The sequence below is a fragment of the Isoptericola dokdonensis DS-3 genome, from assembly GCF_001636295.1.
Taxonomy (GTDB): domain Bacteria; phylum Actinomycetota; class Actinomycetes; order Actinomycetales; family Cellulomonadaceae; genus Isoptericola; species Isoptericola dokdonensis.
Window position 1 is genome coordinate 1021062 of the sequence record NZ_CP014209.1, and the last position, 14769, is coordinate 1035830.

The window sequence follows — 14769 nt, forward strand, 5'->3', positions numbered from 1 at the left end:
TCGTGCGCCCGACCGGACCCCGATCCGCGGGGCCCGGTCGGGCGTGTCGCGCTCAGGGCTCCTCCACCGGCTCCGGGACGATCTTGCCGTCGACGACGGAGAACATCGTCACGTCCTCGGCAGGCACCATGCCCAGGCGGGCCGCCTGGTCGGGGAGCGACGCCTCGGCCGACCGCAGGTCCGCCTGGACCTCCTGCACGTCCTGCGCGACCAGGCCGGCCTCGCGCTGCAGCCGCGACATCTCGTACGACCCCCGCGCCATGTGCGTGTTGAGCAGCAGGGCGGCGAGCAGGGCACCGGCCAGCACGAGGGCGCACAGGACCATGAACGGGACGCCCGACGTCGCCTGGAGCGGTGCGCGCACGGCGTCGAGACGACGACCGGCCCCGCCGTCGAGGGCGCGCAGCGGGGCGCGGCGCGGGGTGGGCTCGCCGCGACGGGCGGGCAGGACGGCGGGAGCTCGCAGGGCGCTCATCGCTGTTCCTTCCAGGAGGTGCCGAGCAGGTGGTCGGGGGTGGGGCGCAGCCGGCGGGCCGCGCGCAGGCGGACGGACGCCGACCGCGGGTTGCGCTCGAGCTCGGCCGCGTCGGCCTCCTCGGCACCCCGGGTGAGGGCCTCCAGGTAGGGGCGGTGCGTCTCCGGCTCCACGGGCAGGCCCGCGGGAGCGCTCGAGGTGGTCCCGCGGGCGATGGCCCGCTTGACGATGCGGTCCTCCAGCGACTGGTACGACTCCACGACGATGCGCCCGTCGACCGCGAGCGCCTCGACGGCGGCGGGGACGGCCCGCTCCAGGACCTCCAGCTCGCCGTTCACCTCGATGCGCAGCGCCTGGAAGGTCCGCTTGGACGGGTTCCCGCCGGTCTTGCGCGTCGCCGCCGGGATCGCGGCGCGGACGGCGTCGGCGAGCTCCGCCGTCCGCTCCCACGGCTGCGTCTCCCGACGTCGCACGATCGCCCGGGCGACCCGGGGTGCGAACCGCTCCTCGCCGTACTCGCGCAGGATCCGCACGAGGTCGCGCTCGTCGTAGGTGTTGAGGACGTCGGCCGCCGTGATGCCGCGCGACTGGTCCATCCGCATGTCCAGCGGCGCGTCCTGGGCGTAGGAGAAGCCGCGCTCCGACTCGTCGAGCTGCAGCGACGACACCCCGAGGTCCATGAGGACGCCCTGGACGGCGCCGTCCGCGTGCTCCTCGACGACGTCGGTGATCTCGTCGTACACGGCGTGCACCGGCACGAACCGGTCGCCGAACCGCTCGAGGCGCGCCGAGGCCAGGGCGAGCGCCTGGAGGTCGCGGTCGATGCCGAGGACCCGGGCGGTGGGCACCTGCTCGAGCACGGCCTCGGTGTGGCCGCCCATCCCGAGCGTGCAGTCCACCAGGACGCTGCCCGGTGCGGCCAGCGCGGGGGCCAGCAGGTCGACGCACCGCTGCATCAGGACGGGCAGGTGCCGGTCCTGCGTGGGCCGTTCGTCGTCGGTGCTCACGGGTTCCCCCTCCCTGGTGGACGTGGTGGTCGGCGGACGATCGCCGACCGGTGCTCGGTCACGGTCCGTCCGGACCGCCCGGCCAGGTCTCCCTCCGCTCCGTTCTGACGCCGGGGAAGTGCGCCAGACCCTTGCGGGAGGAGGCCTCGTCGGACGGGCCGGCCGTTGTTCGGTTGTGGTCAGAACTGCAGGTCCGGGAAGATCTCCTCCGCCACCTCGGCGTAGGAGGCCTCCTGCTCGGCGAGGTAGGCCTCCCAGGCACGGGCGTCCCAGACCTCGACCCGGGTGCCCGCGCCGATCACCGCGACGTCCCGGTCCAGACCGGCGTAGGCGCGCAGCGCCGGCGGGACGGAGACCCGACCCTGCTTGTCCGGCACCTCGTCGCTCGCCCCCGACAGGAGCACGCGCAGGTAGTCGCGTGCCTGCCGGCTGGTGACCGGCGCCTGCCGGACCTGCTCGTACATCCGTGAGAACTCGTCCATGGGGAGGAGGAACAGGCACCGCTCCTGGCCCCGCGTCATCACGAGGCCGTCGGACAACCGGCCACGGAACTTCGCGGGCAGGATGAGCCGCCCCTTCTCGTCGAGCCGAGGGGTGTACGTGCCGAGCAGCAGTCCGCTGCCGGGGAACTGGTCCCCCACGACTCCTGCCACGGTCCGCACCTCCCCTCGGGCTCCCGCACGCTCCACGCTACTCCACTTTCCTCCACCGAGCGCGGGGAATCACCCCCCGTGCACGTGTTCTTCACCTCGGGCGGGCCGACGCCGCAGGTCCACGCCGCGTGACCCGGGTGGAGCGAGGTGGAGGGCGCGGCGTCGCCGGGGTCCGGCAGGGCGGCCGCACGCACGGTGTGACGTGACGCACTAGGCTGCACGCGTACCGTCCTGTCACCTGCGGAGGCACGCATCGATGCAGCCCGACCACGCCCCCGGCACCGTGCGGGACACGGCGCCCGGCACCCCCACCCCCGGCGACCCGCGCGACCTGCTGCGCGACGGCCTCGGTGAGCTCGTCGCGACCACCGACCGGGTCCGGCACGCCATCGAGTCCGTGGTGCACGGCCGCCCCGACCTCGCCCGGCTCACCGTGGCGGTACTGCTCGCCGGGGGCCACCTGCTCGTGGAGGACGTCCCCGGCGTCGGCAAGACCACCCTCGCCAAGGCGGTGGCCCGGGCGATCGACTGCCGCGTCGGCCGCGTGCAGTTCACCCCGGACCTGCTTCCCAGCGACCTCACCGGCGTGAACGTCTACCGCTCCACCACCGGGGAGTTCGAGTTCCGCCCGGGCCCCGTCTTCAGCAACGTGGTCATCGGCGACGAGATCAACCGCGCGTCCCCCAAGACGCAGTCGGCGCTGCTGGAGTGCATGGAGGAGGGCCAGGTCACGGTCGACGGCACCACCCACACCCTGCCCCGGCCGTTCCTCGTGGTCGCCACGCAGAACCCCGTCGAGATGGAGGGCACCTATCCCCTGCCCGAGGCGCAGCGGGACCGGTTCACGGCCCGCCTCTCCGTGGGGTATCCCTCCGCCGCCGCCGAGCTGATGATGCTCGACTCGCACACGTCGTCCGACCCGATCGACCGGCTCGAGCCCGTCACCACCGCCGACACGATGATCCGGCTCGCCGGGTGGGTGCGCGCCGTGCACGCCTCGGACGCCGTCAAGCAGTACGTCGTGGACCTCGTCGCGGCGACCCGCGGGCACGACGGGCTCCGGCTCGGCGCGTCCCCTCGCGCGTCCCTGCAGCTGCTGCGCGTCGCCCGCGCGCACGCGGCGATGACGGGACGCCAGCACGTCCTGCCCGACGACGTCCAGACCCTGGCCGTCCCTGTCCTCGCCCACCGCCTCGTGCTGTCGACCGAGTCGCGCCTGAACGGGCGCTCCGAGGTCGAGGTCGTCGAGGACGTCCTGGCCCGCACCCCCGTCCCGGCCGGCCCCGCCGTCGCGCAGCCCCCGGGCGCGGGCGGCCGACGGGCATGAGACCGCGGGCCCTCACCCCGCTGCGACGGCTCGCCGCCGTCCGCCCCACCGGACGCGGGGGCGCCCTGCTCGGGGCCGGTGCGGTGCTGGCCGCGATGGGCGTCGTCCTCGACCTGCCCGACCTCGTCGGGCTCGGCGCCGCCGGGATCCTGGTGGTCGGGGCCGCGTGGGCGTCGCTCGCCGGGCAGCACCTCGACTCCGGGCGCGGCGCGCTCGACGTGACGCGCACGGTGGATCCGCACCCCGTCGTCGCGGGACGGCCCGCGACGACCTCCCTGACCGTGGCCGTCCGGCACCGCACCGGGGTCGCGTTCGAGCGGCTCGCCCGCCTGCGGCTGTCCGAGCAGGCCGCGCACGAGCTCGCCGGGGCGACCGGCATCCGCGCCCGCGTCCGGTCCGCCCCCGACCGCATCGACGTGACCTACGAGCTCGCGCCGGTGCGCCGCGGGCGGTGGGGCCTGGGGCCCGTCCTGACCACCCGGACCGACGTGTTCGGGCTCGTCCGCACCACGCAGCCGCTCGGCGGCACCACCCGGGTCGCGGTGTGGCCCCGCACCTCCGCCCTGGCCGTGCGGGCACCCGCCCTCGGCGACGTCGACCGTGCCGCGACCGGCGCCCGGCTGTCCGCCACCGACGACACCGTGCTGCGGGAGTACGTGGCGGGCGACGACCCGCGCCGGGTGCACTGGGCGGCGTCCGCCCGGCAGGGCCACCTCATGGTCCGCGCCGACGAGGGCGCCGGCTTCCGGCCGGTCACCGTGCTGCTGGACCGGGCGCTCCTCGCCCCCGCGGCGGACGACCGCCCCGGCGCCCGCCCGCCGTCGCACCAGGTCGTCGAGGACGGCGAGTGGGCCGTGTCGCTGGCAGCCTCCGTCGCCATCTCGTTCCTCGAGGCGGGGCACCCCACCCGCCTGGTGGCGACCACGTCCGCCCCGGAGCGCACCGAGCACACCTCCGGCGCCCGCGCCGGCCGCACCCGCCTGCTCGACGCCACCGTCGACCTCGTCGGAGCGGGCGGTGAGGCCGTGCAGGCCCTGACGCGCACGGTGCGGGCGGTGCGGGCCGACCGCTCGCAGTCCGAGATCACCGTCGCCGTGATCGGCCCCCAGGACCAGGGCGGCCGGCACGCCCTCGCCTCCCTCGGCGCCGACGGCGTCTGCTGGGCCGTGCTCGTCGAGCCCCGCGGCACCGGCATGCGCCACGACGTCGACCCCACCGCCGACGCGCTGCGCTCCGCCGGATGGCGCGTCGCCACCTGCCCGCCCGGCACCGACCCGGTGCTCGCCTGGTCCGCCCTCACCGAACGGGTCGCATGATCCCCCCGCACTCGGGCCCCGTCGCCCGGCTCGTCGCCGTCACCGTCCTCGTCGCGGTCGCCGTCGGCGCGTCCATGCTCGCGCTGACCACGCTCGTGCTGCCCGGACCCTGGGTCCGCGAGGGTCTCCTCGGTGTGGCGCTCGTCGCGGCCGCCGCGGCGGTCGTGCGCGGCCTGCTCGACTCCCGCGCGCGCCGGCGGGGCGAGACGGGCGGCGGGTCCGTCGTGCCGACGCTCGTCGCGATCGTCGTCGCCGCCTGGTTCCTGCTGTCCCGCTACGGCTCCCCCACCTCCGACCCCGACCTGCTCGTCGGTCCCGAGCACCTCTCCCGCGTCGTCGCCCGGCTCGGCGAGGCCGGGGAGATCGTCCGGGGCGAGGTCGCGCCCGTGCCCGGCACCCTGCCCATGGCGCTCATCGTGGTGGGCGGCACCCTCACCGTCCTCGTGCTCGCCGACGCCCTCGTCGGCGGACTGCACTGGCACGCCGCCGCCGGGCTCCCCCTGCTCGCCCTGTGGGCCCCGCCGCTCGTCCTCGTCGGCGACGTGCCCCGCACGGTGTTCGTCGTCGTGGTCTCCGCGCTCCTGCTGCTGCTGACCGTCCCCGTGCCCCGCACGGCACCGACGACCCGCCCGCCGGGCGCGGTGCGACGCGCCGAGCGCTCCCGCGCGGTTCTGACGTCCGCGACGGCCGTCGTCGTCGCGCTCGTCGCCGGCGTCGTCGCGAGCGCGTCGTCCGCCCTGCCGGGGTACGCCGGCGCCTGGTACCAGAGCTTCACCACGTCCGGCGACGCCATCCAGCTCGCCGAGGACCTCGACGTGCTCGGCAGCCTCACGGAGCGCTCGGGCGAGGTCGTGCTGACCTACACCGCGCCCGAGGACGGCGTCGGGCCGCTGCGCACGTACACCGCGTCCGCGTTCGACGGTCGCCGGTGGCAGCGTGGCGACGAGCGTCCCGGCGAGGCGTTCGCCCCGGACGACCTGCTCTGGCCCGACGACGTGGACCGGCGTGCGCTCGACGGCGCCCAGGACGTGGCGATCACGGTGGGCTCGCTGCGCGAGGACCAGCTCCCCGTCGCGGTCGAGCCCCGGACCGTCACGACGGACGGCACGTGGGGCTACGACCCGGTGCGCGACGAGGTCGTCGGGGACCGCACCGACAGGTCGGACACCTACGCGCTGACCGTCCGCCCCCGCGACCTCGGCCCCGAGCAGCTGCGCGGCGCCGGCGCCGGCACCGCCGTGGACGCCTACCTGGAGGTCCCCGGCACCGAGCACGCCGAGGACGTCGCCGAGATCGCCCTCGAGGTGGTCGGCGACGCCGACACCGCCTACGACCGAGCGGTCGCGCTCCAGCAGTGGCTGCGCGACCCGGCGCGGTTCACCTACTCCACCCAGCTCCCCCGCGGCGGAACCGGCGACCCGGTCTGGGACTTCCTGCAGCACCGGACCGGATACTGCGTGCAGTTCGCGACCACGATGACCATGATGGCCCGCACCCTCGGGATCCCCGCCCGCCTCGGGGTCGGGTTCCTCCCCGGCGATCGGGTCGAGGAGCCGGGCGGTGCGACCGGGTCGCCGCAGGCGCCCGACGGCGGCTCCGGCGCGAGCCCCGAGGGTGCGCAGGAGGACTCCGGCCTCGCGGTGTTCGAGGTCACGGGGCAGGACTCGCACGCGTGGCCGGAGCTCTACTTCGAGGGCGTCGGCTGGGTGAGGTTCGAGCCGACACCGTCGGTCCAGACGGGCCCGCCCCCGCAGTACACCGACCCCGTGAGCACCGACGACGCGCCCACCACGGCACCGCAGGAGGTGCCGACCGCGCAGGCGGAGGTCCCGCCGACGCAGGCGGCGACCGCCCCGACCCCGACGGGAGCGGCCGTGGCGCCGGCCCCCGCGGCGACGCGGTCCGACCCGTGGCCGTGGGTCGTCGCCGGGGCCGTGACCGCCGTGGTCGTGGCCGTCGCGCTGACCGTGCTCCTCGCCCGGCGTCGGCGCACCGAGGGGCCCGTCGACGCCGAGCAGGCGTGGAACCGGGTCGTGCGGTCGCTCGCCCGGGACGGGATCCGCCTGCCACCGGCCACCACCCCCCGCCAGGCGCCCCAGGCGGTCGTCGACGCCGTGGTCGCGGCCCGTGGCCAGGAGCCGTCGGCGGACGTCCGTCACGGGCTCGACCGGCTCAGCGCCGCCGTCGAGGAGGCCCGCTACGCGCCCTCGCGGGACGATGCCGCCGCACCGGTCGACCTGGGCGAGGTGGCGGACACGGTCGTGGACGGGCTCACCGAGCAGACCGCGGGCGGCCGCGCCTCCCGGTGGGTCGACCGCCTCCGCCCCGGGCGCTGAGCCCCCGCCGGGTGCCGGCGGCCACGAGCAGGGACGGGCTGCCCGGGAACGCGACCAGGGGCGGGTGCCCAGGGACGCGAACGGCCGCCACGCGAGGCGTGGCGGCCGTTCGTGCGGTGGAGGTCAGCGGCCCTGGTCCCGGCGGCGGTCCCAGCGCTCCTCGAGACGGGCCATGAAGCCGCCGCCGCTCTTGGCCTTGGCGGGGCGGGCGGTGCGGGACGACGGGGTGTGCGGGGCGACGCTGCCGTCGGCGCGCACGGTGCCCTGCGGTCCCTTGGCGCGCGGGGCGGCGAACACGGTCGCGACGCCGGCGAACATCAGGACGAAGCCCACCACGCCGAGCCAGGTCTGGTTCGCCGAGACCCCGACCACGAGGAGGAGCAGCCCGAGCACCACGCCGAGTCCGGCGAGGACGAATCGCAGCGGCGAGCGACGACGCGACCGCTGCAGGGTGGTGGCGAGCCGGGGGTCGTCGCTCTCCAGCGCGCGCTCCATCTGCTCCAGCACGCGCTGTTCGTACTCCGACAGAGGCATCGGGCCCCCCGATCTCGCTGTGGCAACTGACGTCCTCCTAGGATAGGCCCGCGACGCCTCCTGCGGTAGTCGAGGGCGGGGGTGAGGACGCCCCCATCCCGATCGCCGTGTGCCCGAAGCGTTCCCGGACGGCGTCGACGGCCACCTCGGCGTCCCGACGAGCCGTCGGACGCGGGTCGTCGACGTCGAAGATGCTCGGCTGGGTGACCGTCTCGGCGCGTTCGCGCAGGTTCTCCGCACGGACACCGACGAGACGCACGGGCAGCCCCCGCAGGTCGACGCCGCCCAGCAGGTCCCGGGCCGTCGACCACAGCTCCTGGGCGACGTCGGTGGGCACCGGCAAGGTCCGGGACCTGGTGAGGGTCCGGAAGTCGCTGGTGCGCACCTTGAGGGCGACCGTGCGCGCGACCACCCCGTGCCGTCGCATCCTGCCGGCGACCCGGTCGCTCAGCGCCCGCAGCCGCCGCGCGACCTCGTCGAGGTCGCGCACGTCCTGCTCGAAGGTGGACTCCGCGCCCACGGACCGTTCCGCCCGGCCCGCGACGACCGGGCGGGGGTCCCGGCCCCAGGCGAGGTCGTGCAGGTGCGCTCCCGTGACGGGCCCGACCGCGGCCCGCAGCACGTCGACGTCGGTGTCGCCGAGCTGGGCGACCGTCGTGATGCCCCAGCGCGCGAGCACCTGCTCGGTCTTGTCACCCACCCCCCACAGCGCGCCGACGGGCAGGGAGCGCAGGAACGCCACGGTCGCGTCGCGCGGCACGAGCAGCAGGCCGTCCGGCTTGGCGTGCGTGGAGGCGAGCTTGGCGACCAGCTTGTTCCGACCGATCCCGACCGAGCAGGTGATCCCGTGCTCGGCGTGCACCCGCTCGCGCAGCGCGGCCCCGATCTCGCTCGGCAGGCCCAGCCGGCGCCGCGCACCGGTCACGTCGAGGAACGCCTCGTCGACGGAGACCTGCTCCACCACGGCCGTCACCTCGCCGAGGATCTCCATCACGCCGCGGGACACGTCGCGGTAGGCGGAGTGGTCCGGCGGGACCACGACCGCCTGCGGGCACCGCGCCAGCGCGTGCGACATCGGCATCGCCGAGCGGACGCCGAACGCGCGGGCCTCGTAGGTCGCGGCGAGCACGACGCCACGCTCGCGCCCGCCCACGATGACCGGCAGCCCCTGCAGCTCGGGCCGACGGGCGAGCTCCACCGACGCGAAGAACGCGTCCATGTCCACGTGGAGGACGCCGGCTCCCTCCTCGTCCGAGCCCCAGTCGCGTCGGGCCGACTCGGCCCGGGGGCCACGGCTCATGAGGCCGCGAACCTCGCCGCGGCCACGACGCCCGCCGGGGACCGCACCGCGAAGCCGGCCTGCGGGTCGACGCGCATCCCGACCTCGTCGCGGAAGTCCTCGGCGCAGGCGAGGAGCTCGTCCGCCCGGGCGAGGGGGACGTCGGCGGCCCGGCCCGCGTCCACGGCCGACCGGAGCCGGGCACCGGACGCGAAGTAGACGCTCCAGGCGGCGAGCTCCGGCTCGACCCGGGTGAGCAGCTCCCACACCGAGCGCGCGCGCCCCCGGGGCACCGCGCCGTCGTGGAGGGCCACCACCGCGGCGGCCGATCGCAGGGCAGCCAGGTGGGCGTGCACGAACCGGTCGCCCGGGTCGCCCGCCTGCACCGCCGCCGCGAGCTCGGCGTCGGCACGCGCCAGCAGTCGCTCGACCCGCTCGGGCACCGGGACGCCACCTCGGTACGGCATGTCATACCTCCTGCCTCGGGACCCGACGACCCCGCCGGTCCATCTTCGAACACCTGTTCGACGCCTGTCAAGGCGTCGTCGCGAGAGGATGGGCCCATGGCCCGCCGCGCTCGCACCACCCGTCAGGACCGATCCTCCCCGCCGGCACCGACACTGCCCGTCGGGGAGGTCGCCGTCGACACCGGGACCGCCCGCGTCGAGCCCGACCCCGACCACCCCCGCCGCCTGACCCTGCACGTCAACGGCGTGCCGAGCTCGTGCCTCGACCTCGACGACCCCGGGTTCCTCGCCTTCGAGTACCTCCAGCAGATGGCCGCCGTGATCGACCTGTTGCCCGCAGGACCCGTCCGCGCCGTCCACCTGGGCGCCGCGGGGTGTGCGCTGCCCCGACAGGTCGAGCACGCCCGTCCCGGGTCGCGCCAGCTCGGCGTCGACGTCGACGCCCGCCTCCTGGAGCTCGTCCGCACCTGGTTCGACCTCCCCCGCTCCCCCGCCCTGCGCCTGCGCGCGGGGGACGCCGCCGCCGTCCTGGCCACCCTGCCACCGGGCCGGGCCGACGTCGTCGTCCGGGACGCCTTCGACGGCGACACGACGCCCCCGCACCTCACGGGCACCGCGTTCGCGACCGCCTGCGCGACCGCCGTCCGGCCGGGGGGGCTGGTCCTGGCCAACTGCGCCGACCGTCCGCCGCTGAGCACGGTGCGGCAGGAGGCGGCGTCCTTCGCCGCCGCGCTGGGACCGGACACGGTGGCCGAGGGCCGGCTCGCCGTCCTCGCCGAGCCCGGGGTGCTCAAGGGGCGCCGCTACGGCAACGTCGTCCTCGCCGGGGTCACGCCGACGCCCGCGGACGGGCACGACCCCTCCGACGACGACCGGGTCGACCTGCGCGACACCCGGCTCGGCCGGGCGATGCGCTCCCTGGCCGTGCCGGTCACCGTCCTCGCCGGACCCGAGCTGGCGCGGTTCGTGGGCACGGCCCGACCCCTCGACTGACACGCCGCAGGCCGCCCCCGGGAGCCCCGGGGACGGCCTGCGGCACTGCTCACGTCAGAGCGGGACGACCTGCTCCGCCTGCGGACCCTTGGGGCCCTGCGTGATCTCGAACTCGACGGCCTGACCCTCCTCGAGGGTGCGGTAGCCCTGCGACTGGATGGCCGAGTAGTGGACGAAGACGTCGGCGCCGCCGCCGTCCTGGGCGATGAACCCGAAGCCCTTCTCGGAGTTGAACCACTTCACTGAACCCTGCGCCATGCTGATCCTTCGGTGCTCCGTACGGTGCGCGAGGAGACCGGGCGCCTCCTCGCCGTCGCGGCGGGACGTCGACGCTGATCCGTGCGGGTCACGCCGATGCGACGGCGCCAGTGTGGCACGCGCCACGTCCCGATGCACGGAGGCGGCGCGACCCGGGACGGCTCAGTCGTCCTCGCGCTGGGCCAGGAAACGCTCGAACTCCGCACCCAGCTCTTCCGCGGTGGGCAGCGGACCGGACTGCGCGAGCAGGTCCGGACGGCCCACGGTCCGCGTGAACGTGTCGTACTGCTCCTCGAGGCGCTGCACCACCGCGGCGACCTCCTCGTTCTCCGCGACGAGCTCGGCGACCTCCGTGCGGTTGCGCTCCGCCCGTTCCTCGAGCAGGCCCGTGTCCAGCGCCAGCCCGGTCGCCTTCTCCACGTGCTCCAGCCCCACGACGGCGGCCGGCACGTAGCGGGACTGCGCCAGGTAGTGCGGCACGTGCACCGTGATGCCCATCGCGTCGTGCTCGGTGGCACCGAGCCGGTGCTCCAGCAGCGCCGCGAACGAGCCCGGCACCTGCACCCGGCCGAAGAACGAGGTGTAGTCCTCCACGAGGCCCTCCCGCGTCGCGTGCGCGGTCAGCGACAGCGGCCGCGTGTGCGGGACACCCATCGGGATGCCGTGCAGGCCGATGGTCAGCGACACGCCGAGCTGCTCCACGAGCGAGCGCACGCCCGCCACGGCCCGCTCCCACTGGAGGTCCGGCTCGGTGCCGTGCAGCAGCAGGAACCCGGTGCCCTCGGCGTCCGCGAGGTGGTCCACCACGAGCGACGGCGCGTCGTAGGACACCCAGCGGTCGGAGTCGAAGGTCATCACCGGGCGCAACGAGCGGTAGTCGACGAGCCGGTCCGCGTCGAACGTCGCCAGACGTGTCGCGGTGAACCGGTCCAGGAGGTGGTCCGCCGCGATCTCACCGGCGCTACCGGCGTCGACGAACCCGCGCAGCGCGTGCACCAGCACGGGGCCCGGCCCGGCAGGCCACCCGCCCAGCGTGCGCTCCACCGCCTCGCCGTCGACCTCGATGATCCCCTGGGGGTCCAGCACCGTTCCTCCTCGTTCGCACCGCCCGGGGCGGTCGCCCCGTGGTCGGCACAACCATGCCGGGCCCGCGGATCATCCCGGTCCGCGGTCAGCGGTGCGGCAGCCGCACCACCGAGACGAAGAAGTCGTCGATCTGCTGCACGACCCGGATGAAGCGCTCGAAGTCCACCGGCTTGGTGACGTAGGCGTTGGCGTGCAGCGAGTACGACCGCAGCACGTCCTCCTCCGCCTCCGACGTCGTCAGGACGACCACGGGGATGTGGCGCAGCTCGGGGTCCTGCTTGACCTCGGCCAGCACCTCGCGACCGTCCATCCGCGGCAGGTTGAGGTCGAGCAGGATGAGGTCCGGCGTCGGGCGGTCCGCGTGCTCCCCCTGGCGCCGCAGGAACTCCAGGGCGCTGACGCCGTCCGAGACCACCCACAGCCGGTTGGCCACCTTGTGCTCGGCGAACGCCTCCCTGGTCATGAGGACGTCGCCCGGGTCGTCCTCCACCAGAAGGACCTCGATGCCGGCCTGCTGATCTGCGGTCATGGCCACACCCTATGCGGCCGGGAGCGTCCACCGGACGGTGGTGCCGGGGCCCGTCGACGGGACCACCCACACCCGCCCCCCGTGGTGCTCCACCACCCGCTTGACCAGGGCCAGCCCGATCCCGGTGCCGGTGTACACCTCCTTGGGGTGCAGGCGCTGGAAGATCACGAAGACCCGCTCCGCGTACTGCGGGTCGATGCCGATGCCGTTGTCTGCACAGGACAGCTCCCACTCCGGGCCCGACCGTCCCTGCGTGCGGACCGCGGTCAGGTGCACCTCCGGGGGCCGCTCCGGGTGCGCGAACTTCAGCGCGTTGCCCACGACGTTGGCCAGGAGCATCGACAGCAGGCCGCGGTCGCCCGTGACGACCGGCAACGGGTCGTGCGTGATCACCGCGCCGCGCTCCGCGACCCGCTCGGAGAGGTCGTGCAGCACGCCGGCGAGCACGTCCTCCAGCGGGACGGGTCCCGGCTCCCGGCCGGAGCGCCCCACCCGCGAGAAGCTCAACAGGTCCTGGATGAGGCGTTGCATGCGGTGCGCGCCGTCGACGGCGAAGGCGATGTACTGGTCCGCCCGGTCGTCGAGCTGGTCGCCGTAGCGCTTCTGGAGCAGCTGGGTGAAGCTCGCCACCTTGCGCAGCGGCTCCTGGAGGTCGTGCGAGGCGACGTACGCGAACTGCTCCAGGTCGCGGTTCGAGCGCTCCAGCTCGGCGGCCTGGTGGCGGAGCCGGGCGTGCGCCGCCTCGACCTCCTGGTGGGCGGCGCGCGCATCCTCGACCTGCGCGACGAGCTCGCGGCGCATGCGCTCGACGTCCTGCGACAGGGACGCCACCTCCCCCGCCCCGACGGCGGGGATCTCGTGCTCGTGGTCGCCCGTGCTGGCGGCGCGCACCTCCTGCGTGAGCCGGGCCAGCGGCACCGAGATCTCGCGGCGCAGCAGCCGCCACACGTGCACCCCGAGCACGGCCATCGCGAGGCCGAGCACCGAGACCACGACCAGCAGCGCCTCGTTCCACAGCCGCGCCGCCTCCAGCGCGTCGTAGTCCGCGTTCGCCGTGAGCAGGCGCAGCGAGCCGAGGGTCGCCACCACGGACATCAGCACCAGCAGGACGAGCACGACCGCGGCCGCGCCGAGCCGGCGTCGTACCCGGTCCAGGGGCGAGCGGTCCGCGGCCCTCACCGGACCCACTCCGCGGAGTCGGCGAGCATAGCCGACCGCTCGCCGACGACGTCCTCGGCCCCCGTCCAGCCGACGACGAGCATGGCGGCGTCGTCCACGAGCGGGCCGCCGTGCAGGTCCCGCACCCCGAGCAGCACCCGCTCGACGAACCCGACGAAGCCGTCCCGGTCGAGCTCGTCCTGGACGATCCCCTCCAGCCCGTCGACGCCGAGACGCTCGGCGCCGTGCCGACCGACGGGTGCCGGCCCGGTGGTCCGCAGGGCGGCCTCGACGAGCCCGTCGGTGTACATCACGACGGCGAACGGGCCGTCCATGGGGACGCGCTGCGCCGTCCAGCCGCCCGGCACCGGGATGCCGAGGGCCCGGCCGCGGCCGGTCGGGACCAGCGAGTCGCACCGCACCGCCCCGACGGGACCGGTGACGAGCATCGGCGCCGGGTGCCCGGCGAGGTAGACGTCCACGACGCGCCGGTCGGCGCTCACCGCGACCTGGCAGAGGGTGACGAAGATGTCGGGCCGGGACCGCTCGGTGAGGAGCACCCGTTCCAGGTGCCCGAGGACGTCGCGCGGCGAGGTGCCCGTCAGCACGAGGGTGCGCCAGGCCGTGCGCAGGGTGGCGCCGAGCGCCGCCTCGTCCGGGCCGTGCCCCGCGACGTCGCCGACCACCGACAGCACCGAGCCGTCCTCGCGCTGGACCGTGTCGAAGAAGTCGCCGCCCAGCAGGCCGCCCCCGCCGGGCAGGTAGCCGACCATGATCGACACGGTCGGGTCGTCGACCAGCGGCTGGGGCAGCAGCGCCCGCTCCAGCCGTGCCGTCTCCGCGGCCCGCACCTTGCTGCGGTACAGGGCGCGCTGCTCGGCCAGGGAGCGGCGGCGCTGGAGCGCGTAGCGCAGCGAGCGGCCGAGCAGGTCCGGACCGGTCTCGCCCTTGACGAGGTAGTCGTCGGCGCCCGCGGCGACCGCCTCCACGCCCCGGTCCACGCTGGAGTGACCGGTGAGGACGACCAGGGCCGGAGGGACCGCGTGCCGCTGCGACGAACGGCGCAACGCCTCCACCGCGGCGAGCCCCACGGCGTCCGGCAGCCCCAGGTCCACCAGCAGGCAGTCGACCACGGCACCGCTCTCGAGCTCCGCGGCGGCCTGCGCGACGGTGCGCGCCCGCAGCAGCTCGACGACGATCTCCGCGTCGGTCAGCAGCTCCCCGACGAGGAACGCGTCGCCGTCGTCGTCCTCGACGAGCAGGACGCGCGGGACGGCGGGCAGGTCGGGACCGAACGGTCCGGCGCGTTCCTCGTTCCCGTCGTCGCCGCTGCTCATGCGGCCGATCCTAT

General features: G+C 75.5%; 15 protein-coding genes. 4 read left to right on the plus strand and 11 right to left on the minus strand.

Annotated elements, in window-relative coordinates; all coding sequences use genetic code 11:
- Positions 1-52: 52 nt before the first annotated feature.
- The 3 genes from ftsL to mraZ all read right to left on the minus strand — a co-directional run bounded on the left by ftsL (position 53) and on the right by mraZ (position 2135).
- Complete coding sequence (gene ftsL / locus I598_RS04870) at positions 53-475, minus strand: cell division protein FtsL (protein ID WP_068201771.1); 423 nt, start codon at positions 473-475, stop codon at positions 53-55.
- Positions 472-1431 (minus strand): 16S rRNA (cytosine(1402)-N(4))-methyltransferase RsmH, encoded by a 960-nt coding sequence (rsmH, locus tag I598_RS04875; protein ID WP_068204946.1) that lies wholly within the window; start codon positions 1429-1431, stop codon positions 472-474. Before rsmH ends, ftsL begins: the two co-directional genes overlap by 4 nt.
- A 230-nt stretch (positions 1432-1661) precedes the next feature.
- Positions 1662-2135 (minus strand): division/cell wall cluster transcriptional repressor MraZ, encoded by a 474-nt coding sequence (mraZ, locus tag I598_RS04880; RefSeq protein ID WP_068201772.1) that lies wholly within the window; start codon positions 2133-2135, stop codon positions 1662-1664.
- A gap of 256 nt (positions 2136-2391) precedes the next feature.
- On the opposite strand from mraZ, the gene I598_RS04885 reads away from it, so the two are divergent.
- Genes I598_RS04885 through I598_RS04895 form a run of 3 tightly spaced genes read left to right on the plus strand, consistent with a single transcriptional unit; the run spans position 2392 to position 7114 of the window.
- A complete protein-coding gene (locus I598_RS04885) occupies positions 2392-3462 on the plus strand; it encodes an AAA family ATPase (protein WP_083972892.1) in 1071 nt (356 codons plus the stop codon).
- On the plus strand, positions 3459-4778 hold the full coding sequence (locus tag I598_RS04890) for a DUF58 domain-containing protein (RefSeq protein WP_068201774.1): 1320 nt from the start codon (positions 3459-3461) through the stop codon (positions 4776-4778). The genes I598_RS04885 and I598_RS04890 overlap by 4 nt, the downstream gene beginning before the upstream one ends.
- Positions 4775-7114, plus strand: a complete 2340-nt coding sequence (locus tag I598_RS04895) for a transglutaminase-like domain-containing protein (protein ID WP_068201775.1) — start codon at positions 4775-4777, stop codon at positions 7112-7114. The genes I598_RS04890 and I598_RS04895 overlap by 4 nt, the downstream gene beginning before the upstream one ends.
- Before the next feature lie 123 nt (positions 7115-7237).
- Here I598_RS04895 and I598_RS04900 read toward each other — a convergent pair whose 3' ends face one another.
- Genes I598_RS04900 through I598_RS04910 form a run of 3 tightly spaced genes read right to left on the minus strand, consistent with a single transcriptional unit; the run spans position 7238 to position 9394 of the window.
- Positions 7238-7648: a DUF3040 domain-containing protein gene (locus I598_RS04900; protein WP_068201777.1), complete on the minus strand. Its 411-nt coding sequence runs from the start codon at positions 7646-7648 to the stop codon at positions 7238-7240.
- A 37-nt stretch (positions 7649-7685) separates the two neighbouring features.
- A complete protein-coding gene (gene dinB / locus I598_RS04905) occupies positions 7686-8948 on the minus strand; it encodes a DNA polymerase IV (protein WP_068201779.1) in 1263 nt (420 codons plus the stop codon).
- Positions 8945-9394 carry an SAV_6107 family HEPN domain-containing protein gene (locus I598_RS04910; protein ID WP_068201781.1) on the minus strand — a complete coding sequence of 150 codons (450 nt, stop codon included), beginning with the start codon at positions 9392-9394 and terminating at the stop codon, positions 8945-8947. Before I598_RS04910 ends, dinB begins: the two co-directional genes overlap by 4 nt.
- A gap of 96 nt (positions 9395-9490) precedes the next feature.
- Between I598_RS04910 and I598_RS04915 the strand changes: the two genes are divergently transcribed.
- Complete coding sequence (locus tag I598_RS04915) at positions 9491-10387, plus strand: spermidine synthase (protein WP_068201783.1); 897 nt, start codon at positions 9491-9493, stop codon at positions 10385-10387.
- Between the two features lie 54 nt (positions 10388-10441).
- Here the strand turns inward: I598_RS04915 and I598_RS04920 are convergent, their stop codons facing one another.
- The 5 genes from I598_RS04920 to I598_RS04940 all read right to left on the minus strand — a co-directional run bounded on the left by I598_RS04920 (position 10442) and on the right by I598_RS04940 (position 14755).
- Positions 10442-10645, minus strand: a complete 204-nt coding sequence (locus I598_RS04920) for a cold-shock protein (protein ID WP_068201785.1) — start codon at positions 10643-10645, stop codon at positions 10442-10444.
- Between the two features lie 162 nt (positions 10646-10807).
- Positions 10808-11731: a proteasome assembly chaperone family protein gene (locus I598_RS04925; RefSeq protein ID WP_068201789.1), complete on the minus strand. Its 924-nt coding sequence runs from the start codon at positions 11729-11731 to the stop codon at positions 10808-10810.
- Positions 11732-11816: 85 nt separating this feature from the next.
- Positions 11817-12260 carry a response regulator gene (locus tag I598_RS04930; protein ID WP_068201792.1) on the minus strand — a complete coding sequence of 148 codons (444 nt, stop codon included), beginning with the start codon at positions 12258-12260 and terminating at the stop codon, positions 11817-11819.
- A gap of 9 nt (positions 12261-12269) precedes the next feature.
- Positions 12270-13439 (minus strand): sensor histidine kinase, encoded by a 1170-nt coding sequence (locus tag I598_RS04935; RefSeq protein ID WP_068204949.1) that lies wholly within the window; start codon positions 13437-13439, stop codon positions 12270-12272.
- Positions 13436-14755 (minus strand): PP2C family protein-serine/threonine phosphatase, encoded by a 1320-nt coding sequence (locus I598_RS04940; RefSeq protein ID WP_068201794.1) that lies wholly within the window; start codon positions 14753-14755, stop codon positions 13436-13438. The genes I598_RS04935 and I598_RS04940 overlap by 4 nt, the downstream gene beginning before the upstream one ends.
- Between the last annotated feature and the right edge of the window lie 14 nt (positions 14756-14769).

What these genes read in the sequence shown, in the direction of transcription:
- ftsL (WP_068201771.1), bottom strand. Translation starts at nt 475, where the DNA reads ATGAGCGCCCTGCGAGCTCCCGCCGTCCTGCCCGCCCGTCGCGGCGAG.
- rsmH (WP_068204946.1), bottom strand. Translation starts at nt 1,431, where the DNA reads ATGCAGCGGTGCGTCGACCTGCTGGCCCCCGCGCTGGCCGCACCGGGC.
- I598_RS04885 (WP_083972892.1), top strand. Translation starts at nt 2,392, where the DNA reads ATGCAGCCCGACCACGCCCCCGGCACCGTGCGGGACACGGCGCCCGGC.
- I598_RS04890 (WP_068201774.1), top strand. Translation starts at nt 3,459, where the DNA reads ATGAGACCGCGGGCCCTCACCCCGCTGCGACGGCTCGCCGCCGTCCGC.
- I598_RS04895 (WP_068201775.1), top strand. Translation starts at nt 4,775, where the DNA reads ATGATCCCCCCGCACTCGGGCCCCGTCGCCCGGCTCGTCGCCGTCACC.
- I598_RS04900 (WP_068201777.1), bottom strand. Translation starts at nt 7,648, where the DNA reads ATGCCTCTGTCGGAGTACGAACAGCGCGTGCTGGAGCAGATGGAGCGC.
- dinB (WP_068201779.1), bottom strand. Translation starts at nt 8,948, where the DNA reads ATGAGCCGTGGCCCCCGGGCCGAGTCGGCCCGACGCGACTGGGGCTCG.
- I598_RS04910 (WP_068201781.1), bottom strand. Translation starts at nt 9,394, where the DNA reads ATGCCGTACCGAGGTGGCGTCCCGGTGCCCGAGCGGGTCGAGCGACTG.
- I598_RS04915 (WP_068201783.1), top strand. Translation starts at nt 9,491, where the DNA reads ATGGCCCGCCGCGCTCGCACCACCCGTCAGGACCGATCCTCCCCGCCG.
- I598_RS04920 (WP_068201785.1), bottom strand. Translation starts at nt 10,645, where the DNA reads ATGGCGCAGGGTTCAGTGAAGTGGTTCAACTCCGAGAAGGGCTTCGGG.
- I598_RS04930 (WP_068201792.1), bottom strand. Translation starts at nt 12,260, where the DNA reads ATGACCGCAGATCAGCAGGCCGGCATCGAGGTCCTTCTGGTGGAGGAC.
- I598_RS04940 (WP_068201794.1), bottom strand. Translation starts at nt 14,755, where the DNA reads ATGAGCAGCGGCGACGACGGGAACGAGGAACGCGCCGGACCGTTCGGT.